Raw genomic sequence first — 26901 nt, 5'->3', positions numbered from 1 at the left:
GGAGACTTCATGACATCTGTAACCGCACAACGTCTGGACGCCGTAAGAAGTGACATGCTCAGCCAAACCCTCGATGCCTTCATCGTGCCCCGGGCCGACGAATATCTGGGCGAGTATGTCCCCGAGCGTAACGAAAGACTCCACTGGCTCACCGGCTTTACCGGTTCGGCGGGCATGGCCATAGTGCTCAAAGAAAGCGCCGCCATCTTCGTCGATGGCCGTTATACGGTTCAGGTCAAGCAGCAGGTAGACAGTGCTCAGTTCGATTATCAGAGTCTCACCGACACGCCGCAGATCCCCTGGCTCATCGCCCAGCTAAGCGAAGGCGCTCGCATCGGCTATGACCCACGCCTGCATACCCTGAGCTGGCAACAACAGGCTGAGGCCCAGTGTCAGCGCGCCGGTATTGAGCTGGTTGCGGTGACAGACAATCCTATCGATCGCCACTGGCAAGAGCGTCCCGCCGCCTCCAGCGCCCCAATCACCCTCTTTAGTGAGCAGAGCGCCGGCGTCAGCAGCGCCGTGAAACGTGAGCAGATTGGCAAAGCCGTGGCCGCAGCCGGTGCCGATGTGGCGCTCATCAGCGCGCTGGACTCCTTCTGCTGGCTGCTGAACATCCGCGGCAACGACGTACCTCGTCTGCCCGTGGTCTTAGGCACGGCCCTGCTGTATAAGAATGGCGAGATGACACTCTTTACCGATCTCGCCAAACTGCCAGAGGGGATCCAGGCCCATGTGGGTGCTGGCGTCAACTTCATGGCCGAGCCCGAACTCGAAGGCGTGCTATCTAAGTTCGATGGCATCAAGCTACTGGCCGACCCAGACAGCGCCAACGCCTGGATGCAGCTCACGGCAAAGCAAGCCGGGGCCAGGCTGATCGCCGGGCAAGATCCGGTTGCCTTGCCCAAGGCACAGAAGAATCCGGCCGAACTCGCCGGTCTTAGCGCCTGTCATATTCGCGACGGCGTGGCCGTGAGCCGTTTCCTCGCCTGGCTCGACGTCGAGGTGGCCGCCCAGCGTCTCTACGACGAAGGCACCCTGGCCGACAAGCTAGAGAGCTTCCGCCTGGAAGATCCCCAGTATCGCGAGCCAAGCTTCGATACCATCTCGGCCGCCGGTGCAAACGCCGCCATGTGCCACTACAACCACAACAATGGCACCCCGGCTATGATGACCATGGACAGCATCTATCTGGTGGACTCGGGCGCCCAGTATCTGGATGGCACCACAGACGTCACTCGCACCATCGCCATCGGCGAGGTCACCGACGAGCAGCGTAAGATGGTCACCCTGGTACTGAAGGGCCATATCGCCCTGGATCAGGCCAGATTCCCTAAGGGCACCACGGGCCAACAGCTCGACGGCTTCGCCCGTCAATACCTGTGGCAACACGGCTTCGATTACGACCACGGCACGGGCCACGGCGTGGGCCACTTCCTCAGCGTCCATGAGGGGCCACAGCGCATCGCCAAGAACAGCAATGCAGTCGCCCTACTGCCGGGCATGGTGGTGTCGAACGAGCCGGGCTACTACCGCGCCGATGCCTTTGGTATTCGTATCGAAAACCTCATCACAGTGCAGGCCTGCGAGGCTCTGGCCGGCGCCGAGCGTGAGATGTATGAGTTCCATGCCCTCACCCTTATCCCGATCGACACTCGTCTTATCGATAAGCAGCTGCTGAATGACGCCGAGATCAACTGGCTCAATGGCTACCATCAGAGAGTCAGAGAGACCCTGAGCCCGCTGATGCAGGGCGCTGAGCTCGACTGGCTACTCAAGGCGACCAAAGCTATATAAAACTTTGGCTATATAAAGCTTTGTCCATTTAAAACTTAGGCCATTTAAAGCCTTGGCCTTTTAAGACAGGGGCATTTGCCCCATAAAAAAACAGCACCCTAAGGTGCTGTTTTTGTTTAGGCCTGAACCAGGCGCTCGCGGGCCTTTAGCCAGCGCACCAGCTCGCTGTAGGGTTTAGGACGGCAGATGAGATAGCCCTGCAAGGAGATATCTTCGATCTGCTCCAGATAGTTGAGGTCATGGATATCCTCTACTCCCTCGGCCACCAGATGAATGCCGAGCTTGCCACTGATCGCCTGCATAGATTTCAGTATGGTCTGGGAGACAGGATCTTTATGTATGCCATGAACCAGGCTGCGGTCCAGCTTCAACTCGCTGATAGGCAGGGTGCACAGCTGGGAGAGATTGGTATAACCGGTACCGAAATCGTCTATGGCCACGCCAATACGGTTCATCCTCAGCTGGCTGATGGTGGAGTGCTGACGCTGCTTATCCAGCACCTGATTTTCGGTGATCTCCACCGTCAGGCGCGACGGTGACAAGAGGTTTTGCTCGCAATACTGCATCAGGCGGGTATGCCAGCCGCTCTGATTAAGCTGCTTGGGGGTCAGGTTGATCGACAGGTGGCACTGTTTGCACGACTCAAACTGGCTGATCAGCGCCCACTCAGGGATGGCATTGTTCAGCAGCTTAGTGGTCAGGCTGTTGAGAGCGTTGTTGCACTCGGCCACATCGATAAACTTATCTGGAGTGATCAACTGCAAGCGAGTGCCCTGCTGCAGACGACACAGCACCTCGAACCCCTTTATCTTGCCGCTGGCGATATCCACCTGTGCCTGATAATAGGGAATGATCTTATTGGAGTTGATGGCGCGGCGGATCTCGTCGATGCTCATCAATCCCTTGTGGCGCACGCCGTTGCCCTGGAAGGCCATCAGGCGATAACGCTCGACACAGACCCTGAGCTGCTCTGTGGTAACTGGCTTCATCAGGGCGCCCAGCAGCCTGAGCTTGGAGGCCTCCACCAGCTGGGAGGCGGCCTCGACGATACGCGACTCCATGCCAGAGGCAATGATGATCCCCCCCTTAAACTCCATCTTACTCAGACGCATCAGAAACTCTATGCCGTCGACTTCGGGCATGTGCAGGTCTACCACCACTATCTGGTAGTCATCGCTATATTTGCTTAAAGTTCGAATGGCGCTGCGGGCGTCGCGGCAGAACTCCACCTTGTCCACATCCAGCAGCAAAAAGTGACGACTGAGCACGCGGCAGGCGCTCAGTGAATCATCGACGATCAAGACATTTATCGACATGACATCCCCTCATCCAAAGCAGGATGCTGCCTCGCAGTTGGGGCATACCAAATATACACCTAAGCCTCCATGCCTGTGACAACCTCCAAACGTTAACTTAATAAGGTTAGTTCAGCGCGCTTAAGTGTCAAATTGACCCAAATTGTCGGCATCGGCGATAATTGCGGCAGATAAAAGTGCAGGTTTTAACCGAAAATTTTGCTATACTCCGCGGCCGCCTTTGTGGCCCAGGGTGGTAATGGGTTAAGGTACAGCTCGAGTCTGGACTAAACTCAATTTGATATGTCGTTATTTTAAAAGGTAAACAACAGGATATCCCATGAGATTTGAATCTTTCAGTTTTGCTCCCGAGATTTTGCACGCCATCTCAGAATGTGGGTACCAAAAAATGACGCCCATTCAAAAAGAGGCCATCCCGGCGATCCGTCGCGGACAGGATGTGCTCGCCAGCGCCCAGACGGGTACCGGCAAGACGGCAGCCTTCGCCCTGCCTATCCTGCAGAAGATGTTCGATAGCCCAAGCGACACTCAGCGCTCCAACACCCGCGCGCTAATCCTGGCCCCCACCCGCGAACTGGTGGCTCAGGTGGCCGACAACATCAAGCAGTACAGCCGTTACCTGCCTATCTCAGTGCTGACCGTCTATGGCGGCGTCAAGATGGATACCCAGGCGGCTAAGGTAAAGAAAGGCGCCGACATCATAGTGGCCACCCCGGGTCGCCTGCTGGAGCACCTGCAAGCCTGTAACCTCAACCTGTCTAACGTCGACTTCCTGGTACTGGATGAGGCCGACCGCATGTTGGATATGGGCTTCATCACAGACATCCAGAAGATCCTGCAGCAGGTTAATCGCGACCGTCAGAATCTGCTGTTTTCCGCCACCTTCTCGAGCGCCGTCAAGCAGCTGGCCAACGAGATGCTGGTCAAGCCTAAGCTGATTGCCGTCGACAAGCAAAACACCACGGCGGTGACCGTCAGCCAGGTGGTCTACCCAGTGGAGCAGCGCCGCAAGCGTGAACTCCTCTCTGAGCTTATCGGCAAGAAGAACTGGCAACAGGTATTGGTATTTACCGCCACCCGTGAGGCCGCCGACGTCCTGGTGAAGGAACTCAACCTGGACGGCATCCCCTCTGCCGTGGTTCACAGCGAGAAGGCCCAGGGCAATCGTCGCCGCGCGCTGCGAGAATTTAAAGAGGGCAAGGTGCGCGCCCTGGTTGCCACCGAGGTCGCCGCCCGCGGCCTGGACATCCCCGAGCTGGAATATGTGGTCAACTTCGACCTGCCCTTCCTGGCTGAGGACTATGTTCACCGTATCGGTCGTACCGGCCGCGCCGGTCGCACTGGCGTCGCCATCTCGCTGGTGAGCCGTGAGGAGGAGCGTACCTTAGCCGACATCGAGAAATTGATCGGCAATAAGATCCGCCGCATCACCATCCCAGGCTATGAGGTGGGCAGTCGCGATCTCTTGATCAAACAGCTGCAGAAGCGTCGCAGCTTCGCCAAGAAACAGCAGCGCAGCGACAACGTGGGTGCCCAGGTGATCGCCGAGAAGAACATGGGGTCTCGCCGGGTAAAGGTGAAGAACTCATCCAACGCGAAAATAAAGAAGCAAAAATAATCGACGTACGGTCACAGAATTATTATCTAATCAAATAAGGCACTTAACAGTGCCTTTTTTGTTCGCATCGATTAATTCCACATCAGGGTGAAAGTTTACGGCCGCCGCCTGGGTCTGTTCGACAGATAAAACAATCACGAGAAGGCCACCCTATGACCAAGACACTAAATTCACGCGCTGGCGCCCTGCTGAGCACCCTACTCTTTACCCTGATGAGCCTGGCGCTCATCACCCCCTCCGCATCAGCTAAGCCGATAGCTGAAAGCCCGACATCTATCTCGCCGCTACTGAATGGACAGACTGTGCCCTCGATTCAGGTAAAGGATCTTAAGGGCAAGTCTGTGGATCTGCAGCAGATGCTCCAGGGGAAGCCCAGCGTGCTCTTCTTCTACCGCGGCGGCTGGTGTCCCTTCTGTAACGCCCAGATGGGTCAGCTGCAGGCGATCGAAGGCGATCTCCTCAAGATGGGCTTTCAACTAATCGGCATCTCGCCCGATGCACCGGATGAGCTGCGCGCCTCCATGACCAAGAACGATCTCAACTACACCCTGGTCTCGGATGCAGACCTCAACGCCATGCGCGCCTTCGGCCTGGCCTATTTCACCAGTCAGACCATCTCGGATAGATACATGGCCAAGATGCAACTGAAAAACAAGCTGTGGAGGAACGCCGCCGGCGAGTCCCGCCTGGTGCTGCCGGTGCCCGCGGTCTACATCACGGACAAGACGGGACTGGTGCACTTTCAATACATCAACCCTAACTACAAGGTGCGCGCCGAGCCTAAACTGATCCTTACCGCGGCGAGCCTCATCCCCCAGTAGGCAAAAGTGCCAACAGCGCCAGCAAAGATTAGTCCCTACAGCGCTAGCAAATATTAGTGCCGACAGCCCAAGCAAATACCAGGGCTTGCAGTTAGACAAACCGCCGCGTAGCCACAAGCCGCAGCGGTTTTCTTTATGCTGCCGATATTGATAAGCGCGCCGATAGGGTATACTCAGCGCCGCATCCCTTTTTTCTTTTGCGTGGAGACGCAATGACAGAGCAAAGCTACAACCAGGCCCTAGTGGCATTAGCCCAGGCGGGCCTCGCCGACCTGGCGGCGCGTAACGCCAATCCAGGCAGCATCAAGACCCCGGCGGCAGAGAGCCATTTCCTCTGCAACTGGATGGTGCAATCACTCAAGGAGCGACGCTTCTCCAAGTTGGTGGCCGATGATTTGACCCGCTGGATCCGAGAAGGACGCAGCAAGGGCGCCGGTGCCCAGCTCCCCCAGCTGCTGCAACGAATTGAAACCCAATACCTACCGGCCATGGAAAACGCCGAGGTAGGTCAGTCGCTGCTTGCGCTGATTACCGACCTCGAAGCCCAGGGTTGGCTGGTCATCCTCGACTGTGAGGTGAGCGGCAAGCTCAGGCTCGACAGCGACGGTCAAAACAGCCTGGTGATCTCGGTCGAGCAGTATGAGCAGCATCTGGTCGAGGGTAAGCTTATCAAGTCCATCACCCTCTATATGCGCGCCGACGAGCAGCTGATCGCCCAGTATGCAGTTAAGCACGCGCTGCTGCTGAGCCAGGGCGACAAGAAAGCCAGCTGCATCAAACACCATAAGGCCTATCGCCTCTATCCGGGCAACCGCCAACCCGCATTGGCACTGCTGCAAGCCTAAACACGCTTTAGCTCGCCTTCTGTTACAGGCCGTCTTAACCAGGACGGCCCTGCTTATCGACACTCGCATATCAACACTCGTTTTCGGCCATTCTCGTGTTAGCATGTCAGCCAGGTTTACTTAAGGTCGACAGCCACTATGACAGCAAACAAGCAAGATTCGGCGACGCCGCACTACGACGCCCTGTGCGCCGCCTTTAAACAGATCCATCACTTCCAGCACCTGCAAGCCCTGGGCGACTGGGACCAGGCCACCATGATGCCAAGTGGCGGCAGCCAAGGACGGGGTGAGGCGATGGCCGAGCTGGCTCTGCATATTCACACACTCAAGACCGCCCCAGGTCTGGTGGATGGATTAGCCGCGGCAGGCGAAGAGGCCTTAACCGCGTCGCAGAAGGCCAACCTGAGAGAGATGCGTTATCACACGCTGCAGGCCACCGCCCTGCCCGGCGAGCTGGTGCAGCAGAAGACGGCGCTCACCTACGCCTGTGAGCATGCTTGGCGTCAGCAACGCAAAGACAACGACTGGCAGGGCTTTCGGCCAAATCTGGAGAAGGTGATCGCCCTGGTGCGCGAAGAGGCACAGATCCTCGGCGATGTTCAGGGACTCTCCCCCTATGACGCCCTGCTCAATAAGTTTGAGCCAGGTTGTCAAACGGCGGCGCTGGATAAGGTATTTGGCGAGCTGAGAACCTGGCTGCCCGAGATGATCCAGCAGGTGCAAGCCAAACAGCAGAGCTGGCAGAAAGTGGTCATCCCCCACAGCAGCGCGGCGTCTCAGCAGGCGCTCAACCTGGATGTGATGCGCCTCCTAGGCTTCGATTTCAATCAGGGGCGCCTGGACACCAGCAGCCACCCCTTCTCGGGCGGGGTGCCCGGCGATGTGCGCATCACCACCCGCTATGATGAAGCCGATTTTATCACCTCCCTCTACAGCACCATCCACGAGGTAGGCCATGCCCGCTACGAGCAGGGACTGCCCATCGACTGGCGCGGCCAACCTGTTGGGCTGGCGCGCTCCATGGCGCTTCACGAGAGTCAGAGCCTGTTCTTCGAGATGCAGCTCGCCCGAAGCCCGGCGATGATCGCCCTGCTTGCCGAGAAGATCAATCATCATCTGGGCAGCCAACTCACTCAGGAGTCCCTGACACACCTGGTGCAGCGTGTGACACCTGGTCTTATCCGGGTCGATGCCGACGAGGTGACTTACCCTTGCCACATCATGCTGAGATATGAGGTGGAGAAAGGCCTAATCGACAAGAGTCTGCAGGTCGCCGACCTTCCCGAGTTCTGGGACAATCAGATGCAGAGCCTTTTGGGGCTATCCACCCGCGGGGACGATCGCAACGGCTGCATGCAGGATATCCACTGGCCTGTAGGCGAGCTAGGGTACTTCCCGAGTTACAGCCTGGGCGCCATGTACGCGGCCCAGTTTAAGGCGAGCATGGTCAAGGCGCAGGGCGATATCGACAGCCTGATTGAGCAGGGCAATATCACCCAAGTTATGGATTGGCTCAACCAAAACATCTGGTCTCAAGGATCGCTCCTGACCACAGATGAGCTGGTGACGCAAGTGACCGGCGAGGTGCTTAACCCGGTTCATTTCAAGCGTCATTTGGAGCAGCGCTACTTAAGTTAAGTGCAGTTAAGTTAGGTTAAACCACCTGACAAACAAAAAGGCTAGCGCAATGCGCTAGCCTTTTTCCTTCTATTACCGACAGCTTTATTCTGCAAGCTGACTCGTCATCGTCATGTCGCCTAGTTGGCGGCATCGCCCTCGCGCGGCGTCTTACCGTTCAAGGGAGAGTGCGCCCCTTGGCCCTCGTCGCTAATCTCGCCGGCGCCCAGCATCTCCTGGGTGATCATGTTGTGGCCTTTAAGCAGGTCGTTGAGTCCGCCTTGCTTGCCATCCACCATGCCCAGCTCTCTGAGCATGGCATCGACGATTGGTGCGTTGGCGCGGTAATTCAGCGCCGCAGAGGTCACCTGCTCGGCGATACCGCCCTGGCTCAATACCGTCTCGCCATTGCCCTGAGTCGCCCCCGAGGTGCCGTAGCCCTGAAGGATCTTGATCCCTTCAATGTTCTCCAGCGGCTTGACCGCCTGAGCCACCACTTCCGGCAAGGCTTTGAGCATGGCCAGCGCTTTTTGCAGTTCGATCTGTTCGCTGCTGAGCACGTTTTCCGCCTCGTGCAATGCCTGCTTACCGGCCGCCTCGACCGCGTACACCTTCTCGTCTGCCTCAGCCTTGAGCTTCTTGGCATCCGCCGCCGCTTTCGCCTCGGTAAGGATCGCGCTGGCCTTATCCTCGGCAGCGCGTTTCTCGGCTTCCGCCTCGACCGTCACGCCCACCGCATCACGCTCGGCTTCCTTGCGGGCATCGATCACCTCGATCTCCTTGCGACGGTTAGCCTCGGCCACCTGACGCACGGTAATAACCGCTTCCTCTTTCTCTACCTTGAGCTTCTCGGCCTCGGCCGCCTTGGCGCGGGCGGCAGACTCCTCTTCCGACTTCTGCGCCACCGCGATCTGCTTGTCTTGCTCAGCCACCTCGATATCGCGCTGCTGCTGAATACGTGACTGCTCGATCGCCTTACGCTTCTCGATCTCGCGAGTTTCGATATCTTTGGTCTTCTCAATTTGCGCCGTCTCTACCGCGCGCTCCTTGGCGATCTCCGCCTCACGCTCTTCGCGGCTCTTCTGCTCCTGCTTCTTGAGGATCTCCGCCTTCTGCTCGGCGCGCTTAAATTCCAGCGCCTGTTGCTGTACCAGACGCGCTTCCTCTTCCGCCTTCTCGATCTCCAACGACTCCTTCTCGGCTTCCAGGTTACGCTGCTCTATCTTGATGCGGTTTTCCTGCTCGATGTCGTTGGTTTCTTTGCGCTTCTCTTCGATGATCTTGGCAAGGCGCGCACGCCCCTCGGCATCGAAGGCATTATTTTCATTGAAGAATTGTAAGTCGGTCTGATCGAAACCTGTTAGAGAGACAGACTCCAGCTCCAGACCGTTCTTCTCCAGATCGTTGGCGACGTTGTTCTGCACCCGCTGCACGAAGTCGGCGCGCTGCTCATGCATCTCAGTCATGGTCATCTCGGCCGCCACCGCACGTAGCACGTCGACAAACTTAGACTCCATCAGCTTCTTCACCTCTTCGACCCGGGTCGTGCGGGTACCTAAGGTTTGCGCGGCCATGGAGATCCCCTCGACACTCGGCGCCACGCGCAGATAGAAGTCGGCGCGCACATCCACCCGCATGCGATCTTTGGTGATCAGCGCATCTTTCTGCATCTTCTCCACCTCGATACGCAGGGTGTTCATGTTGACCGCTATGGTCTCATGCAGCACGGGCAGCACTATGGCGCCACCATCTTTGATGATCTTCTCGCCGCCAAAACCTGTCCTCACAAAGGCGGTCTCTTTCGAGGCCCGTCGATACAACTTGGCGAAGATCATGCCGATCACCAAGATACCGATTAACACAGCGCCAGCGGCAATAAACACAAAGCTGCCACCCAATGACACGCCTATTCCTTCAACTTCGTTCATGTTTCATCCTTAATCTAAGCTTGTTATAAGCAGGTTTTACGGCAACAAGGCTGCCTAAATTTCATCGTTAAATTGCACCACTGACCAGACCTGGCCATTGCGATTGAGCAGCACCACAGAGGTGCCCTGAGAGAAGGCCTCGCCCGCCAGTTCGGGTTCCACCAACACATAATGCTTCTGCTGATAGGTATCTTTCACCACGGCCTCGCTGGGAAATCCCTTGCGGGCACAGCCTAAGGTCACCACGCCTACCAGACCGCTGAGCTCGTCTACCGAGACAGCCGAGGTTTCATTCTTGGGCAGCAGATTGGCAAGACGGGCGCCGAGGATACGGCAGGAAAATGCGCCGAGCACTATGGCCAGCGGAATACTTAGGGGCGCCGGCAAAGCGCCGTGAAACGAGATTGCCAGATAGTTGATCGCAAAGCCGGCGATGGCGAAGCTGGTCAGCGCCAGCACCAGCCAGATAAGCAACGGCAGACGATCCAGGCAGAGCCAGCCGGCTACGCCTGTGACGCCAGACACGCCGGTATCGACGTCGGCGTCCACCTCCATGGGCGTCAGATCGTCCAGCAGGCCAAACAGGCTGAGGCCAAAGACCATAGAGAAGCCTTCTACCAGGCCCAAGAGGATCACCAAGGCCAGCGCTAGGCTGTAGGGTAAGTTATCGGTAAGCAGTAAAAAATCCACTGTCTCTCTCCATGAGATAATGCCAAAACCCCTCGTGGGGATTTAAGGCCCGCTTAATATCGCGCACGTATATTGCTATACGCCGGTTTTTAAACAGCTCGTCCTAAACGAATAGTTCTTAACTGATAGTCCTAAACGGATATTGCTAGTATTCCTAGATGGGCGGCTCAGACAAGATACGACTTGCCAAGGCAGGCGAGCCACCGAGATTAGAGAATAACAGACTGAATAATTGAGTAAATAGCCAATATTCACATTTGTTTTTACTAATCTTAACCCCCTTGCCGACGCCATTGATAAGGCCTAAAAGCTGTGCGAACATCTATCCTTTGTCCCAACGCCCCCTTAAGGGCTCCAGCCCCTCGAAATTAGAAACATTAGTAATGCAAATACGAGAGATACAGGCCCAGGATTGGCCAGCCATATTAACCATTCAGGATGAGTGCTATCCCAACATCGAGCCCGAGTCCCTCGCCGCCCTGCAGAGCAAGGCCCGCCTCTCCCCCCAAACCTGTTTTGTGGTCACGCAAGATGATGCCGTCATAGGCTATTGCCTGGCGCACCCCTGGCAGCGCGACCTGCCGCCGAGTCTGGAGCAGGTACTCGATGCGGCGCCCAAGCAGGAGACCCTCTACCTGCACGATATCGCCTTTTCCGCCAAGGCGCGGGGCCTGGGGGCCGGCGCGGCCGTGTTTAATCGCCTCATCGAACAGGCCAAAGATAAGGCGCTGGATAGCATCTCGCTAGTGGCCGTGGGTGGCGCCCACACATATTGGCAACGTCTGGGCTTTAAATCGCGTATAATCGACAAATCCTTAGGCAGCTACCCGGAAGATGCCTGCTACATGGTGTATGCCATCGACGCAGATAACCTTGGCTATGCCTATCAGGACTAAAGAAACTATTTTAAAAGAATACCTATTTAAGAAAATGCTACTTTAAGAGAATGCTATGGCCCGCAGAGTCGGTTATACCTTTAAGAATCAATACAAAGAGATCAACTTCGTCTATGACAAGTTTCACGACATCTATGAAGCCGTGGCCGCGGCCGAGGGAATCGATCTGACCCGTTACCTCGCCATGGAGGCTCAGGTCGCCATGACCTCCAAGGGTTCCCAGGCGGTGAAAGACTATCGCCAGAAGGAGTTCGCCCGCTTCGGCTTTAGCGACATCCACTTTATTCGAGATGAAAGCGCACAGGATGAAAGCTAAGGCCAAGTTCGCTAGAATAAGCCACCCATTTTCGCCTTTTACCAGATGATGTAGGCCCTGAATGTCTAATATTGAACATGCCAATTTTCCCAGAGCCGGCTTCTTTCGCCGCCTGGGCGCGATAGTGTACGACCTGCTGCTGGCGGTCGCCGTCTACATGGTGGCCGGAGCCATAGGCTTCGGTATCTTTACCGCCCTCACCAGCAGTGGCCTGCTGGCCATGAATGGCTTCGAACATGTCTCAGATCTGCTGAACGGCACACCGCTCTACAAGGGTGTATATCAGCTTTGGATCGCCTTCTGCGTCGGTCTCTTCTATGTGCTGTTTTGGAGCTATGGCGGCCAGACCCTGGGCATGCGCGCCTGGCGTTTGAAGATCCAACACCCTAACGGCCAGAGCCTGAGCATGATCACCGCCACCGCCCGTCTCGTCTGGTCGCTGCTTGGCATAGGTAACCTGTGGATCTTGATCAACGGCGACAAGCTGGCACTACAGGATATGATGACCCGCTCGGAAGTGGTGGTGCTCTCCAAGGAAGCCAACCAGATGCGCAACTGGCACGGCGTGTAATTTCATCGCAAACATTAAAAAAGGACCCTAAGGGTCCTTTTTTATTGGGCTCATCTTTAATAGAAATAGCCTAGCGGCGAATATAGTAGATCGCCGCGCTACTGAAGATAAGCGGCGGCATCACGGCGCCCAGCACGGCCGGCAAGCCGTAAACCAGGGTCATGGGGCCGAAGATCTCGTTACAGATATAGAAGCTGAAACCGGCGACGACACCCAGCAGCACCCGCGCCCCCATGGTCACGGTACGCAGCGGACCAAACACGAATGACAGCGCCACCAGCATCATCACGGCCACAGTGATCGGCTGCATGATCTTACGCCATAGTGCCAGCTCATAGCGGCCCGAATCCTGGTTATTCACCCTCAGGTACTCGAGATAATCCACCAGCCCCTGAATCGACAAGGCCTCGGGTTTTACCGACACTACGCTCAGCTTATCCGGGGTCAGGGTCGACTCCCAGCGATACAGGGTGAGATCCGTCAGGCTCACCTGCTCTGGGGTGATCTTGGTCTGACGCACATCGAGCAGGCGCCAATGGTCCTTAGAGTAGACGCCTCGGCGCGCCTCTATGGTGCCCACCAGATTCAGCTTATCGTCAAACTCATAGAGCACGATATTGTGCAGGCTGTTGATATCCTCTATCTCGCCTATGTTGACGAACAGGTCACCATCTTTGGCCCAGATCCCCCGGCTCGACTTAAACAGGCTACCGCCTGAGAGTTTGACCGCCTGCAGTTCCTTGCCGTGACGCTCGGCCACCGGCGCGCCCCATTCCCCCAGGGCCATCACCAAGAGCATCAGCGGCACCGCCGTCTTCATCGCCGACAGGGTGATCTGAAAGCGAGACAGGCCCGCCGACTGCATCACTACCAGCTCTGAGTTCGACGCCAGCATGCCCATGCCGATCAGCGCCCCGAGGAGCACCGCCATGGGGAAAAACATCTCGATATCCCGCGGGATCAGAAACAGCACATAGATGCCGGCATCCACCATGGTGTAGGTACCGCGTCCCACCAGACGAATCTGATCCACCCACTTGATGATGCCTGACAGGCCAGTTAACACCAGCAGACACAGGGCCGAGGTGCTCAGCAGGACACGGGCGATATATAAATCTAGAATTCTCATGCCGCCACCTTCTTACGCTTTAGCAAGCCAGAAAGCTTAGCCCCCGCGGGGCGCTCCTTACTCAGCAGCAACATCCCTAAAAACAGCGCCGAGGCATGGATCCACCACATGCCGAGATAGGCTGGAATCACCTCATCTTCGAGCGCCTTACGTCCGGCGATCATCAAGCCGAAATAACCCAGATAGAGCAAGATCGCCGGGAACATCTTGGCAAACTTGCCCTGACGCACATTCACCCGCGCCATGGGCACGGCGATCAGCGTCATGAAAGGGATCGCCAGCGGGATGGCCAGACGCCAGTGGAACTCGGCCACGGCCTCGGGTCCCTCGGTATCCAGCAGCTGGTCGATTGGCAAGGCCGACAGTTTGCGGCGGCGCTGATCCACCTCTTGCTCCTTGATCTGCATCTCGTAGCCGGCAAACTGCACCACCTGATAATCGAGCTGGTTCTGCTTGCTCTGGTACTGGATACCATCGTTGAGCTTGAGGCGCTGCTCGCCGCTTTCATCCTCGATCACGCTGCCCCCTTGGGCCACAACGATATTGGACTGGCTGGCGCCATCTTCCGGGTCTGGCAGCTGTGCCACGAACACCTTATCCAGTTGATTGTCGCGGCCGATACGCTCAACGAAGAGTACCGCGCGGCCGTTAGGACTGGTCTGGAAGCGTCCCTGAGTCAATGCCGCCAGGCCTGCCTCCGACTGGGCATTTTCAAGCACACGGTTTTGGGTCTCTTCTGCCCAGGGGGTGACATAGATGGCTAAAAAGCCAGTAAACAGCATGTTGGCGACGGCGAGCAGCAGGGTTACCCGGGTGACATACCATTCACTCACGCCGACGCTGTGGAAGACCACCATCTCGCTTTCGGCGTACATACGGCCATGGGCCACCAGGATCCCCAAAAACAGACTCAGAGGCACCACAAGCACGGCAAGATAGGGAAGATTAAGGCCTAGAAGGGTCATCACCAGAGAGGCGGGAAACTCGCCATCGGATGCATCAGCGAGTACACGAACAAAATGTTGGCTAATAAAAATAGCTAACAGTACTAAAAGCACTGCCATCTGCGCTTTTAAAACTTCACGAATCAAGTATCTAAATACAATCACAGGCAGGATCCAGTCCCTAAACTTATATTTATGCTGGTATCAGCCCACTTTTCATGTAGACTGTCTACTTTTGGTAGTTTTGTGACCAGCCTTTAACTAAAAATGGCAGAAAAACACCTGAAAAATTAACATTGGTGTACCAATTTTAGGTCCGTTTTGGACACAAGCAGACATTATCTAATAAATAATAATATTTGTCTTTAAGAATCTAGGAGAGCTCATGGAGTTTAGCGTTAAGAGCGGCAGCCCGGAAAAACAACGTTCGGCCTGTATTGTCGTTGGTGTCTATGAACCTAGACGCCTCTCTGGTATTGCTGAGCAACTGGATAAAATCAGTGAAGGCTACATTAGCAACTTACTTCGCCGCGGCGACTTAGAGGGTAAGCCGGGTCAGATGCTACTTTTGCATCATGTGCCCAACGTGTTGAGTGAACGCGTCCTTCTTGTAGGTTGTGGCAAAGAACGAGAACTAGACGAACGCCAGTACAAGCAGATCATCACTAAAACCATCAACACCTTAAACGACACAGGTTCAATGGAAGCCGTTTGCTTCCTGACCGAACTGCACGTTAAGGGCCGTGACACCTATTGGAAAGTACGCGAAGCCGTTGAATCGACTCAAAATAGTCTATACAGCTTCGACGCACTCAAAACCCGTAAGGGCGAAACCCGTCGTCCGCTGCGCAAGCTGGTCTTCAATGTACCGACCCGCCGCGAACTCACTGTGGGTGAGCGCGCCATCGAGCACGGCATGGCCGTATCGACCGGTACCCAGCTATGTCGTGACGTGGCCAACATGCCACCAAACATCTGTAATCCGGCTTACCTGGCCTCTCAGGCACGTCAGATTGCCGAAAACCATGAAAACCTCACCGTCACCACGGTAGGCGAAGAGCAGATGGCCAAGCTGGGCATGAACTCTTACCTAGCCGTCGGCCGCGGCAGCCATAACGAATCGGTCATGACCGTCATGGAATACAAGGGCGCGGTAGACAGCACTGAGAAGCCAATCGTGCTCGTGGGTAAGGGTCTTACCTTCGACTCGGGCGGTATCTCACTCAAGCCTGGCGAAGCCATGGATGAGATGAAGTATGACATGGGCGGCGCCGCAGGCGTTATCGGTACCATGCTGGCCCTGTGTGAGCTGAAGCTGCCGATCAACGTAGTGGGCATCCTGGCGGGCTGTGAAAACATGCCGTCGAGCAACGCCTACCGTCCAGGGGATATCCTGACCACTATGTCGGGCCAGACAGTCGAAGTGCTCAACACCGACGCCGAAGGCCGTCTGGTATTGTGTGACGTGCTCACCTATGTAGAGCGTTTCGACCCTGAGCTGGTCGTTGACACGGCAACCCTTACCGGTGCCTGTGTGATCGCACTGGGTAAACACGCCTCGGGTCTCTTCTCTTCACACAACCCGCTGGCGCACGAGCTACTGAACGCCGGCGAGCAGAGTGGCGACCGTGCATGGCGCATGCCGCTGTGGGACGAGTACCAGGAGCATCTGGAAAGCCCGTTTGCCGACATGACTAACCTGGGTGGTCGTCCTGCCGGTGCCATCACAGCAGCCTGCTTCTTGTCACGCTTCGCCAAGAAGTACAACTGGGCGCATCTTGATGTGGCCGGTACCGCATGGAACAGTGGCGCCAACAAGGGCTCAACGGGTCGTCCCGTACCGCTACTGACTCAGTTCCTGATCAACCGTGCAGGCGTTGAACAGGGCGAGTAATCCACTCTTCTAAACACGGCATAAGACTGTGTTTAACGCAAAAAAGGTGAAGCACTGCTTCACCTTTTTTTTATGGGATTGACTCTTCCTAAATGGGTTTGTTTAGAAGTCTAGCCCCTTGCTTAGCCCGCCTGCTTAGTCCAACTGCCTGGCCTTAAGCAGCTGCACCATCATCAACAAGACACCGCCGAACACGCTAAAGGAGGCGATCGCCAGGAAAGGGTCAACCACTTCCAGTGCCACAAACTCGCCATAGAGCAGGAACAGGCCGATGGCGACCCCTATGGTACCCAGCTGATGCAACCAGAACTGCGCCGTGACCAGTTTCCCCGAATGCGCCCCCGAGGAGGCCGCTAGCCAGAGGCGATAACAGAGGGCATAACTGAAGGAGATCAGAAAGCCTATCATCATGATGTGGGCGTGAGTCACCAGCTGCCCATGGTCGTGGGAGGCCGCCATGTAGAGGCCCAAGGCTAGCCCCAGCAGGGCGTAGCTAAAGGCCGTTAAAAGATATCGTCTATCCATCTCTGTCACTCCGTTGGGGCCCAAATGCCCAGCAAACCTATCTACTCAGTGTAGGTCAGCCTGGCTCTGAGATGGCGACTGGCGGCCGCTTTAGCGCTTTGTAGCAAATTGTAACCTTTTAAACCATTTAAGAAACAGTATGTTAGAAGATTCTGTAATAATAACTATTCAAGGACTCTTGAGCCAGACTCGACTCTCCCCCTATGATGTTCACATAAGAATAACAATAATGTACGGACCCTCATTTAATGACCAAGCTCAGCTACCAGATAGGCGGATGCGAATTAGACTGCAAGTTAATGTCATTAAAACACGCAAACAGCAGCATAAAACTCTCCTCCAAAGTCTTCGAACTCCTGATGCTCTTCATCGACAGTCCAGACAATGTCGTCTCGCGCCAACAGGCGATCGACACCATCTGGCTAGGCAACGAAGGGGTCGGCAAGAAGGGCTTCACCAACGGCATCTGGGTACTGAGAAAAACCTTTAAGGATCTGGGGGTCGAAGAGGAGGTGTTTAATACCCTGCCTAAACTCGGCTATCAACTCACCCTGACGGTGCAGCCCATCGACAGCCATACGACCTCAGGCCCGACTCGCTCGTATACACGCTATTTTCGCTACGCAGCCATTATCGCGATTTCACTCATAACAGCTCTGCTCCTTTGGCTGGGTTTGAGCGAGGTTACCGACGAGCAACCCGTGCAGATCAGCCAACTACGGCCAGTCACTACTCCCACCAAGCTAAAGGTGACCAACTATGGCGGGGTCGAGGAGCATATCGCTGTGTCCCATGACGGCCAGCGACTGGCCATGCAGTGGCGCGACAACTCCCTGAGCGGCAAGATCTATATCAAAGAGCTGAGTCAGGTCGATGCGCCGCTGACCCTGATCTCCTTCGAGAACAACGAAGAGGCCTCCCCCGCCTGGTCACGCTCCGATGAGAAGCTGGCCTATGTGCGTCTCGACCCGGCCGGAGGCTGTCAGGTCAGGGTGAGAAACCTTTTGGATAACACAGACCAACTCATCGCCTCCGACTGTTTCTATATCCCCTATAAGCGCATCGTCTCCTGGTCCGGAGTCGACGACAAGCGCCTGCTCTACGCCAAGAAGATGCAGGACCGCGTGGCCCTGATGGCCTACAACTTCGATACGGCCGAGCATCAGCAGGTGAGTTTTCCCGACAAGAACGAGATAGACTACGCCCCCAAATGGCTGGACCAGGATACCCAGCTGGCCTTTATTCGCGAGCGGGCGGCCTCCAACTTGCTCAGCCTGATCCTACAGACGGCGGATGGCAGTGAACGAGAGCTTATCCAAAACAGTCCCAGCATAGTCGATTTCGACTACTCGGCCCGCGAGCAGCTGTTTTACGTCAACAATCTCGACGGCGCGGCGGCCATCATCTCCCGAATTCATAAGGACGGCAGCCAGCTGGCACCGCTGGCGCAATCTGGCCTCCCCAGCAGCATCAGCCTGTCTGACACACAAGCCATGCTCTATGTGACCGAACATATCTCCAAGGAGTACATCACCCAGCAGGCTTACGGTGATGGCAAGCAGCTCAGGCGCATCTCCTCCTCCTCCCGCGACATGTATGGCAAGTATGCCAAGGCCACTGGCGATATCCTGTTTCTCTCCAACCGCTCCGCCCTCTGGTCGATTTGGCGCAACAATAAGGTGAGCAGCAAGAACATCACCCACTCTCTCGGTAATGTCGGCGTGCCGGCCATCTCCCCCGTGAGCAGCGACTTTGCGGTCAATATCATCTCCGACACGGGCCGCACCCTCTACATAGGCAATATAGAATCTGAGAGCTTTCGCGCCATCGATATCCAGGGGATCGAGGCCGATAACTTGAGCTGGTCGGCGGATGGTGAAGCCCTCTACTTCAAAGGCTTCGCTAAGGAAAAAAACGGCATCTATAAGCTGAATGTCAAATCTGGCGAGCTTGAAAAGATCACCCAGCAGCAAGGTGTCTACGCCATCGAGGGGAAGGACGCCAACCATCTCTATCTGTCCAAGTTCGATCAGAACGGCATCTGGCACCTGGATCGCACTACAGACAAGATGACGCTGATCACCGACAAGTTAGCCAAGTATGACTATGGCGCCTTCTACTATGAGCAGGGCTATCTCTACTTCTTGAGTCGCGATGCCGAGCGCGACGCCATCATGCGTATCTCACTTGCCGACAATAACCACAAGCCTGAGTTAGTGCAAAGTTTTGCCCCAGATGCGGTGCGCAAGTTTTTCGGCCTCTCGCCGGCGGATGGCCACTCCTTTCTGGTCACCCTAAAACTGGCCAACGAGGCCGATGTCTTCGGTTACAAGCTGGTGACAGAATAGATTTAACTAATTGATCTAATTTGGATTAGATATTTTAAAGAGATAAAAAATGCCCTCATAGAGCAAAAAACGGCGAATAATCGAGACGCCCTTCGTTGTGCGCTTATTACCTTCACGTTATTAAATTGTGACAGTCAAAATCCATTGACTCGACAGCACACAATAACAAGAAGGAAAGGACATGAAATTTACCAAATGCACCCTAGCATTGTGCGTCTCGACCGCCATTCTCTCCAGCGCCCTACAGGCCAAGACAGAATCGATCTCAGCCTTTGGCGTGGATCAGGCGCAGACCAGGGCGACCTACACTTTCTCACTGGCACAGACAGAAAAAGCCGCTGGCCAACTTAGCGCCCAGCAAGCACTCGGCCAACAGGCACAGCTGCTTAAGCAGATCCAGGCCATAGACCCACAGGCACGCCTAGTGGGCAGCAGCCATCTATTGGCCAATACGGTCACCGTCGAGGTGCAGCAAGATGCACTGGCCAAGATCCGTGCGCTGGATGCCATCGCCCAAACCTTCCACGGCGAGCAGCTCTTTAGCGAGCAGGCCTCGACAGCCCAGGCTCGCACACGCACCGCCAGCCAAGACGGCAGCAGTCTCAGCGAACAAGATATCGAGCTGATGAGCCCCTACACAGGTAAAGAGACCGCAGGCACAGGCGTCAGCATCGCCATCATCTCTACTGGTATCGACTATACCCTGCCAATCTTCGGCGGCTCTGGCGTCTATGGTGAAGACAATGACCCCGAAACGCCGCCACCGGCTGGCAGCTACCTTGAAGCCCTTGAAAATGGGGCCATCGAGTACGCAGGTTTCCCCACAAAGGTGGTGGCCGGGGGCTGGGACTTTGTCAGCGAGAACTATGGCAACGATGCCAACCCAATCGATCAAAACCTAGAATATGAAGCCTATAATGGCTGGGTCTACCCCACAGGCACGGGCACTGAGATCGCCAGTATAGTGCATCAGCTCGCGCCGGGCGCCAAACTACACGCCTACAAGGTGTATAACGTGATGGAGAAGAACGGCAGGGTATCGGCCTCTGGCCCCAGCCTTAACTCCATTGTCTCGGCCTTCGAACATGCCATGGATCCTAACCAGGATGGCGACACCAGCGACCATCTGGATATCGTCTTGATCGACGCGGCGGGCGCGGGCGCCTTCTTCGACATCGACGGCAACGCCTCCCCTAGCCTGCTACAGATGCTGATCGAACGCGTCTCGGCTCAAGGCATGACGGTAGTGACCCACGCAGGAAACCTTGGCCTCTACTCGCTATTTGGCAATGCAGAAGCGAAACACCGCAACTGGATCTCCAGCGAAGGTAGCGCCACCTCGGCCATTACCGTCGGCGCCGTCAACCATGGCGAAGATGGCGTGAGCAAGGTCATTCCAGACTGGGCACCTATGGGCCCAGTGCGCGGCTCCCAGGCCCTTAAGCCTGAGATAGTCACCTTTACCGATGAGCAGCCAGTCGCCAAGATCTCTAACCCAGATGAGACCGCCGCCAAGCTGGGGAGTCGTAGCGGCGCCTTCACAGGTGCGGCGCGCATCGCGGCGGCGGCAGCCGTGATTAAGAGCCAACATCCAGGCTTCGGCCCCGCCGAGATCAAGGCCCTGCTGGCCAATACCGCCGACATCTCTTCAATCCTGGAAAGTGACGGCGTGACCCCAGCAGAGCTTTATGCCATGGGCCATGGTGTCGAAAACCTCACCAACGCCATCGCCTCGCCTATCGTTGCCTGGGAAACCAGCAGCAACCAGCCCTATGTGCAGTTCGGCATGCATGAGGTCGCCCAAAGCATGACGCTGCATAAGCGCATCACCCTGAGAAACCTCTCAGATACGGCGCAAACCTACCAGATCTCCTACAAGATGACCGGGGACAAGGCCGGCTACCAGGCACTGACTCTGAGCCTGCCCGAGAGCGTGAACATTCCGGCGCACTCGAGCGTGATCCTTCCGCTCACCCTGACCATAGCGGGCGACAAGCTGCCCCAGTGGCCACTGATGGGTACAGGCGACCATGTGGATGCCAACCTCAAGGCCACCGAGCTTAACGGCTACATCAGTCTGAGCGCAGATGATCAGCCCGAGATCAACCTGGGCTGGATGGTGAAGGCGCGCAGCAACACCAGCATCACCAAGAAACCCAACGCCATCGAGTACCCCAACTACCTGGGCTACAACCCAGATCTGGGACAGACAGAATGGGAGCACCTGAATTGGGGCCGCGAACTCTATCCAGATACCGAATCTGGCTCACTGAACTATCAGGGCTATGTGGCGTCGTTCGTTAACGAGTCGAACACGCCAACCACCTACCAGGCCTACCCATTGCTGCTGCAAAACCCGACCCTGCCCGAGAAGCTACAGGGGCTGAAGGGGCACATGATAAAGGCGGTCGGTGGCGCTATCTATGATGACGCCCAGTGCAGCGTGACCGGTAAGAAACTCAATATTGCCGTCAGCCTGTTTCAACCAGCGGATGTGGCTCTGCCCAACTTCTTCGAGCGTGGACCGCGCCTGTTTACCTATGACCTCTTCTATGAAGCCACGGTCAAGGAGAACGGCTGGGACAAGAGCTTCGAAGGCGCCTACATTTATGATGACGCACAGAAGGTGAACCAACCCTTTGTCGCCCTCAACGACAAGGGACAACCCACTACCTATGTGATCGATCTCAACCTGCCTTACGACTATACAAACCCAACAGGCCGCTATAAGGAATCGACACTGCCGACCTTCTTTGCCAACAACGGGAGAAATATCGTGTCGCAGGTCTGTCTGGAAGATATGTTCCACCACGAGCTGGATAGCGTCGAAGATTTCGACCAAAACTTTGGCTTCCATATCGAAACCGACCGTCACACAGGCAAGGCGCAATATGAGCCTATCACTCAGTTCAACCCCATCAAGGGCGGCAGCTACACCACGGAAGAATCTTGCTACCTTGACTGGTTCAGTGGCGAAGAGGTGTGCTCTGAAACCGTATTCGATCGCTCGCTCAAGATAGGTTTCGCCGGTAAGGCGGACGACCAGGTGGTCGGCGATCTGGCCTTCGAGCAGACCTATACGGCTCAGCCTGGTGAGGAAGTCTATATCGCCTCTGTGGGTACCTCTGAGCTAGGTGGTTTTGGCAGGCTGCCCGAGCCTAAGGGCTTCATGGTGGTGAGCCTTAACGACGACTTCATGCAGATAGGCTACAACGCCCTGGTGGACGATGACGGTTCGGCAATTGCAAAAGCCAAAGCCGGACAGGTGTTTAGCGTAGAGGAAAATGCTGAGGTTGGCACAGTCGTCGGCGAGATAGCCCTCGATACCCAGGGCTTCTTTACCTCGGGCTCGAGTTCATATACGGCCTTCGAACTACATATTACCAATACCCTTGTCGGTACACCGTTTGCCATCAATCAGGAGACCTTCGAGCTCTATGTGGCCAATCCTGAGGCCTTGGATTTCGAGAACAACCGCGAGTTCGAAGTCAAGGTCACCTCTCAGCGCGGGAACAGCATAGGCGAAACCGAGACCCTGACCGTCATGGTACAGGACATCAATGACATGGCACCCGAGCTGAATGAAGCAGTTGCAGCGTCACTGAAAGTCGCACCACTGAGCTTCAAATCTGGCTCATCAGCCAGCTTCAATCTGGATGTGAGCGGCCTGTTCACCGACATGGAAGGCAATGGCCTGAGCTACCAGGTCGAAGGCAGCAGCTTCGCCGCCCTGAGCATCTCTGGCACCCAGATAACCGGCCAGGTCGACAGCGAAGGCAGTCATCCTCTGACCATCATTGCCTCCGACGGTGAGCATGAGGTTAGCCACACGCTGCAGATTGAGGCGAGCCAGGCACCGGAAAGCGACGATGGTGGCGCCCTGGGCTGGCTATCGCTACTGCTGGGACTGACGGCCATGGTTCGTCGCCGCCGCTAGGCAGCTCCTGAGTCTTCACATGATTGGGATAGCCAATGTTGGCTATCCCGCTTCTCGCCACTATTAAGGTATTCAAATGAAATCAAGTCGTAGAAATTTGTTACTGAGTGCACTCTCGGTTGCCATCGCCAGCGCTTGCTATGCCAACCCTGGCGCCGCAAGCTTTAGCGATGATACCAAGCCACTGCAAACCATTATTCCCGGCCAAGAAAAACTCAAACTCGAACGCGCCGATAAACAACGCAGCGACGGCATGTACTTCGTCCGCTTCAAAGAGGCCCCGGTCGCCAGCTATGATGGCTCGCTGGCGGGCTTTGCCGCCACCAATATTCAAGTCAACCAGTCAAACAAGCAGGCATCTGGTCTGCTGAACAGCCAGTCTAAGGCCAGCCTGCAATACAGAGGCTACCTGAAACAGCAGCAAGCCAAGGTCAAGCAGAGACTAAACGGCAAACTCAAACGTATTCTGACCCCGACCCAGGAATACCAGCTGATCGTCAACGCCATGGCGGTAAAGCTTAAGCCGGGTGAGGCCGACATCATAGCCAAAGACCCTGAGGTTCTGAGTGTCGAGCCCATAGGCCTCCACTTTATTCAAACCTCCACCGGGCCCGAGTTCATCGGCGCCAAGCAGGTCTGGCAGGGCAATGAAACCGTCGAGGCAACAAAAGGGGAAGGGGTTATCGTCGGCGTGATGGACACAGGGATCAACGCCAATCACCCCTCCTTTGCCGAGGTGGGCGCCGATGGCTACCAGCACAAGAACCCCCTAGGCGACGGTCAATACCTAGGGGATTGCCAGCAGTATAGCCAGTTTTGTAACGGCAAACTCATAGGCATCATCAGCTATCCCGAGCTTATCCAATATCGTCAAGATACGGCCGACAGCCTGGACGATCCCGCCTATGAGGATCTCGCCAACAAGGTCAAGGTGGGCTATGACTTCAACGGACACGGCTCCCATGTGGCCTCTACCGCGTCGGGCAATATACTGCACGACGTCAACTTCTATCTGCAGGTGCAGGAGGAAGATGGCACAGTCATCGCCGAAAAGAGCGCCTTCGAATTTGACGCCATCAGCGGCGTAGCTCCCCATGCCAACTTAGTGTCCTACCAGGTGTGTGACGATGCCGGCTCCTGTTATCCGGAATTTACCCTCAAGGCGATTGAACATGCCATAGAAAACGGAGTACAGGTGCTCAACTACTCTGTGGGCGGCTCGGCCAAAGACCCTTGGTCCTCCATCGACGCCGAAGCCTTCCTCAACGCCCGCGAGGCGGGAATTCATGTGGCCGTGGCCGCGGGGAATGCGGGCCCAAGCGCCAGCACCATAGGTTCGCCGGGAAACGCCCCCTGGGTGACGACGGTCGCCGCCTATACCCACGATCTCGAGTTTAAACAGAAATCCCTCACCAACATGAGCGGCGGCGAGACGCCGCCAGACGACATGATGGGCTTTGGCGTGACCAAAGGGGTGAGCGGCAAGGTGGTTCTGGCGGCCAGCATCGATTCTGACAACGCCCAGTGCACCGACCCTTTCGAGGCCGGCAGCTTCGACGGTGAGATCGTCGTCTGTGAACGCGGAACCAACGCGCGGGTACGCAAGGGGATCAATGTTAAGGAAGGCGGCGCCGGCGGCATGATCTTGATAAACATGCCTGATGGCGTAGATTCGCTGCACAATGACAACCATGTTCTGCCTGCCATTCAGCTCAGTGCCGCCGATGGCGAGCGTCTGACCCAGTGGCTGGCCAGCGGTGAAGGGCACCAGGCGACAATTGAAGCCACGGAAACCACCAGAAACGCCAGCCTGGGGGATATCGCCGGGGTCTTCACCTCTCGCGGGCCTAACCTGCCCTATCCCAATATCTTCTCGCCAGATATCGCCGCGCCTGGGGTCGATATCTACGCCGCCAACGCCGAAGACAGGCTGTTCGAAGGGCAGATTGGCCATATTCCATTCGCCAGCTTGTCCGGCACCTCTATGGCCACGCCCCATGTGACCGGCGCCTATGCCCTGCTCAAGGCCGCGCATCCAGACTGGACACCGGCTCAGGCACAATCGGCCTTCATGAGCACCGCCCATCAGACCACCTACAAGGACGATGACTATGATGGCACCCTAGAACGCTCCGACTTCTTCGACCAGGGCGCGGGCAGCCTGCGTATCAACCAGGCGCTGAAGGCGGGCCTGCTGCTGGATATCGACAAGGCTGGATACCTGGCGGCCAACCCTGAGATGGGCGGCGATCCCAGTGCGCTCAACACCAGCTCCATGGTGCAAAACCAGTGTATCTCCAACTGCAGCTGGACCCGCACCGTCACCGCGACCCAGGCCAGCAGCTGGAGCGCCGAGTATGAATATCTCAACCCAGGCTTCACCCTGGAGATCACTCCGTCGAGCTTCTCCCTCAACGCGGGGGAATCTCAGGTGCTCACCATCAAGGCGACCGCCAACATCAACTTGGTGGATGAGTGGGTGCACGGCTACATCAAGCTTAACAATGCCGACACCAGCATGAGCGACACCCACCTGCAGGCCACCATAGGCTTCAAGGCGGGTCAGGTGGCCGAGGAAGTCTCTGCCGAGATGAACAATGTCGACAACCAGCTGGTGATCGAAGATATCTTCACCTCGGGCAGTAATGCTCTCCAGGTCAAGGGCTTCGGCCTGTATAAGGCCCAGTCCTTCACCGGCAGCGCGATTGGCTCCTCTAACGATGCCGAGCGTGGCAGCCCACACTCGAATCCTGAGGTGATCTTCAGCGTGCCGACCGTGGTCAAGCCCTACACCAAACGCCTGGTGGTAGAGATAACCGACACCACCTCACCCGACATGGATCTCTATGTCGGCATAGATGAGAACGGTGACGGCATGCCTGATGCCTATGAGATGTACTATTCACTGCTCTGTCTGAGCGGCGAGGTGGACTCTAAGGAGCGCTGCGTCCTAGAAAACCCGCCAACCGGCAACTATTGGATATTTGCCCACAACTATGAGGGCAGGGTCGAAGATGAGGCCGACGAGGTGACTCTGGAGATCACTCACGTGAACTACAGCAACCAGGCGAGCTTCGACATCACGGCCCCAAGCCAGGTGGCGCAGGATGAGCGCTTCGACGTGAGCCTGTCGGTCAACGGCTATCTGGATGACAGCCTAAGTCTGCAGCCGCTTGAAGCCGGCGAGACCTACTATGGCCTGCTCGAGATGGGCACCACAAGCGAGCTTAAGCGCAACATAGGCGCCACCCTGATCAAGGTAAAAGGCCTAGAGCCGGTTGAGGTGCCGCAAAACACCGCGCCCGTGCTGGCCAATCCGATTGCCGACCTTGAGACCCAGCTAAGCGAACAGGGCAGCGCAGTGGTCAGCCTAGATCTCAGCCAGGTCTTTAGCGACGCCGAGGGCGATACCCTCACGCTATCGGCGACCGGTGTCGAAGGGCTCACCTTAGATGGCACTCAGCTTGAGATGAACTTTACCGCCAGCGGCGAATACCTAATCGTCATCTCGGCCAGCGATGGGGAGCTCAGCACAGAGACGCTATTTACCGTCGCTGTGACAGCGGCGCCAATTGTACCTGTCGAGCCACCGAGTGAATCGAGTGGTGGCGGCAGCCTGGGTTACTTCACCCTGCTACTGCTTGGCCTCTCAGGCCTTAGACGCCGCCAGCGCTAATGGCGAGTGGTGACTAACGCAGTCGTTTAACCA

Annotated in this window: 18 protein-coding genes; 12 read left to right on the top strand and 6 right to left on the bottom strand. The window is 56.3% G+C overall.

Translation table 11 applies throughout. The features are described 5' to 3' along the window. Positions 1–9: 9 nt before the first annotated feature. Positions 10–1797, top strand: a complete 1788-nt coding sequence (locus K0I31_RS04830) for an aminopeptidase P family protein (RefSeq protein ID WP_220080093.1) — start codon at positions 10–12, stop codon at positions 1795–1797. A 116-nt stretch (positions 1798–1913) separates the two neighbouring features. Here the strand turns inward: K0I31_RS04830 and K0I31_RS04825 are convergent, their stop codons facing one another. After that, complete coding sequence (locus K0I31_RS04825; protein ID WP_011864756.1) at positions 1914–3113, bottom strand: EAL domain-containing response regulator; 1200 nt, start codon at positions 3111–3113, stop codon at positions 1914–1916. A gap of 319 nt (positions 3114–3432) precedes the next feature. On the opposite strand from K0I31_RS04825, the gene K0I31_RS04820 reads away from it, so the two are divergent. From K0I31_RS04820 to K0I31_RS04805, 4 genes are all read left to right on the top strand, one after another. Continuing rightward, positions 3433–4731 (top strand): DEAD/DEAH box helicase, encoded by a 1299-nt coding sequence (locus tag K0I31_RS04820; RefSeq protein ID WP_220080092.1) that lies wholly within the window; start codon positions 3433–3435, stop codon positions 4729–4731. Positions 4732–4883: 152 nt separating this feature from the next. Then, positions 4884–5552 (top strand): peroxiredoxin-like family protein, encoded by a 669-nt coding sequence (locus K0I31_RS04815; RefSeq protein ID WP_220080091.1) that lies wholly within the window; start codon positions 4884–4886, stop codon positions 5550–5552. A gap of 212 nt (positions 5553–5764) precedes the next feature. Next, on the top strand, positions 5765–6397 hold the full coding sequence (locus K0I31_RS04810) for a DUF2913 family protein (protein ID WP_220080090.1): 633 nt from the start codon (positions 5765–5767) through the stop codon (positions 6395–6397). A gap of 138 nt (positions 6398–6535) precedes the next feature. Continuing rightward, complete coding sequence (locus K0I31_RS04805; RefSeq protein WP_220080089.1) at positions 6536–8035, top strand: carboxypeptidase M32; 1500 nt, start codon at positions 6536–6538, stop codon at positions 8033–8035. Between the two features lie 119 nt (positions 8036–8154). On the opposite strand, the gene K0I31_RS04800 is transcribed toward K0I31_RS04805, so the two are convergent. After that, the gene (locus K0I31_RS04800; RefSeq protein WP_220080088.1) at positions 8155–9942 is read right to left on the bottom strand and encodes a flotillin family protein; all 1788 of its coding nucleotides are present in this window, start codon (positions 9940–9942) and stop codon (positions 8155–8157) included. Between the two features lie 54 nt (positions 9943–9996). Then, complete coding sequence (locus K0I31_RS04795) at positions 9997–10632, bottom strand: YqiJ family protein (protein WP_220080087.1); 636 nt, start codon at positions 10630–10632, stop codon at positions 9997–9999. Positions 10633–11015: 383 nt separating this feature from the next. On the opposite strand from K0I31_RS04795, the gene K0I31_RS04790 reads away from it, so the two are divergent. The 3 genes from K0I31_RS04790 to K0I31_RS04780 all read left to right on the top strand — a co-directional run bounded on the left by K0I31_RS04790 (position 11016) and on the right by K0I31_RS04780 (position 12415). Then, complete coding sequence (locus tag K0I31_RS04790) at positions 11016–11528, top strand: GNAT family N-acetyltransferase (protein WP_220080086.1); 513 nt, start codon at positions 11016–11018, stop codon at positions 11526–11528. Between the two features lie 55 nt (positions 11529–11583). Continuing rightward, positions 11584–11844: a DUF2960 domain-containing protein gene (locus tag K0I31_RS04785; RefSeq protein ID WP_011864748.1), complete on the top strand. Its 261-nt coding sequence runs from the start codon at positions 11584–11586 to the stop codon at positions 11842–11844. A 61-nt stretch (positions 11845–11905) separates the two neighbouring features. Continuing rightward, positions 11906–12415: an RDD family protein gene (locus K0I31_RS04780; protein ID WP_011864747.1), complete on the top strand. Its 510-nt coding sequence runs from the start codon at positions 11906–11908 to the stop codon at positions 12413–12415. Positions 12416–12485: 70 nt separating this feature from the next. On the opposite strand, the gene lptG is transcribed toward K0I31_RS04780, so the two are convergent. Further along, positions 12486–13544 (bottom strand): LPS export ABC transporter permease LptG, encoded by a 1059-nt coding sequence (gene lptG / locus K0I31_RS04775; RefSeq protein ID WP_011864746.1) that lies wholly within the window; start codon positions 13542–13544, stop codon positions 12486–12488. Beyond that, on the bottom strand, positions 13541–14653 hold the full coding sequence (lptF, locus tag K0I31_RS04770; RefSeq protein ID WP_220044479.1) for an LPS export ABC transporter permease LptF: 1113 nt from the start codon (positions 14651–14653) through the stop codon (positions 13541–13543). Before lptF ends, lptG begins: the two co-directional genes overlap by 4 nt. A gap of 220 nt (positions 14654–14873) precedes the next feature. Here lptF and pepA point away from each other — a divergent pair, with 220 nt between their 5' ends. After that, entirely contained in the window at positions 14874–16382 is a 1509-nt protein-coding gene (gene pepA / locus K0I31_RS04765; protein ID WP_011864744.1) for a leucyl aminopeptidase, read from the top strand. A 135-nt stretch (positions 16383–16517) separates the two neighbouring features. Here pepA and K0I31_RS04760 read toward each other — a convergent pair whose 3' ends face one another. Continuing rightward, positions 16518–16907, bottom strand: a complete 390-nt coding sequence (locus K0I31_RS04760; protein ID WP_220080085.1) for a TonB-dependent receptor — start codon at positions 16905–16907, stop codon at positions 16518–16520. Positions 16908–17206: 299 nt separating this feature from the next. On the opposite strand from K0I31_RS04760, the gene K0I31_RS04755 reads away from it, so the two are divergent. The 3 genes from K0I31_RS04755 (at position 17207) to K0I31_RS04745 (ending at position 26868) form a co-directional block, all read left to right on the top strand. Beyond that, positions 17207–19255: a winged helix-turn-helix domain-containing protein gene (locus tag K0I31_RS04755; RefSeq protein WP_220080084.1), complete on the top strand. Its 2049-nt coding sequence runs from the start codon at positions 17207–17209 to the stop codon at positions 19253–19255. 181 nt (positions 19256–19436) lie between these two features. Further along, positions 19437–23192, top strand: a complete 3756-nt coding sequence (locus K0I31_RS04750; protein ID WP_220080083.1) for a S8 family serine peptidase — start codon at positions 19437–19439, stop codon at positions 23190–23192. A 76-nt stretch (positions 23193–23268) separates the two neighbouring features. Continuing rightward, on the top strand, positions 23269–26868 hold the full coding sequence (locus K0I31_RS04745; protein WP_220080082.1) for a S8 family serine peptidase: 3600 nt from the start codon (positions 23269–23271) through the stop codon (positions 26866–26868). Positions 26869–26901: the final 33 nt, after the last annotated feature.

Source organism: Shewanella spartinae, assembly GCF_019457555.1.
In the GTDB taxonomy this organism is placed as follows: Bacteria; Pseudomonadota; Gammaproteobacteria; order Enterobacterales; family Shewanellaceae; genus Shewanella; species Shewanella loihica.
Note: the sequence above shows the minus strand (reverse complement) of the source record. Positions and strands in the feature narration are given on the sequence as shown.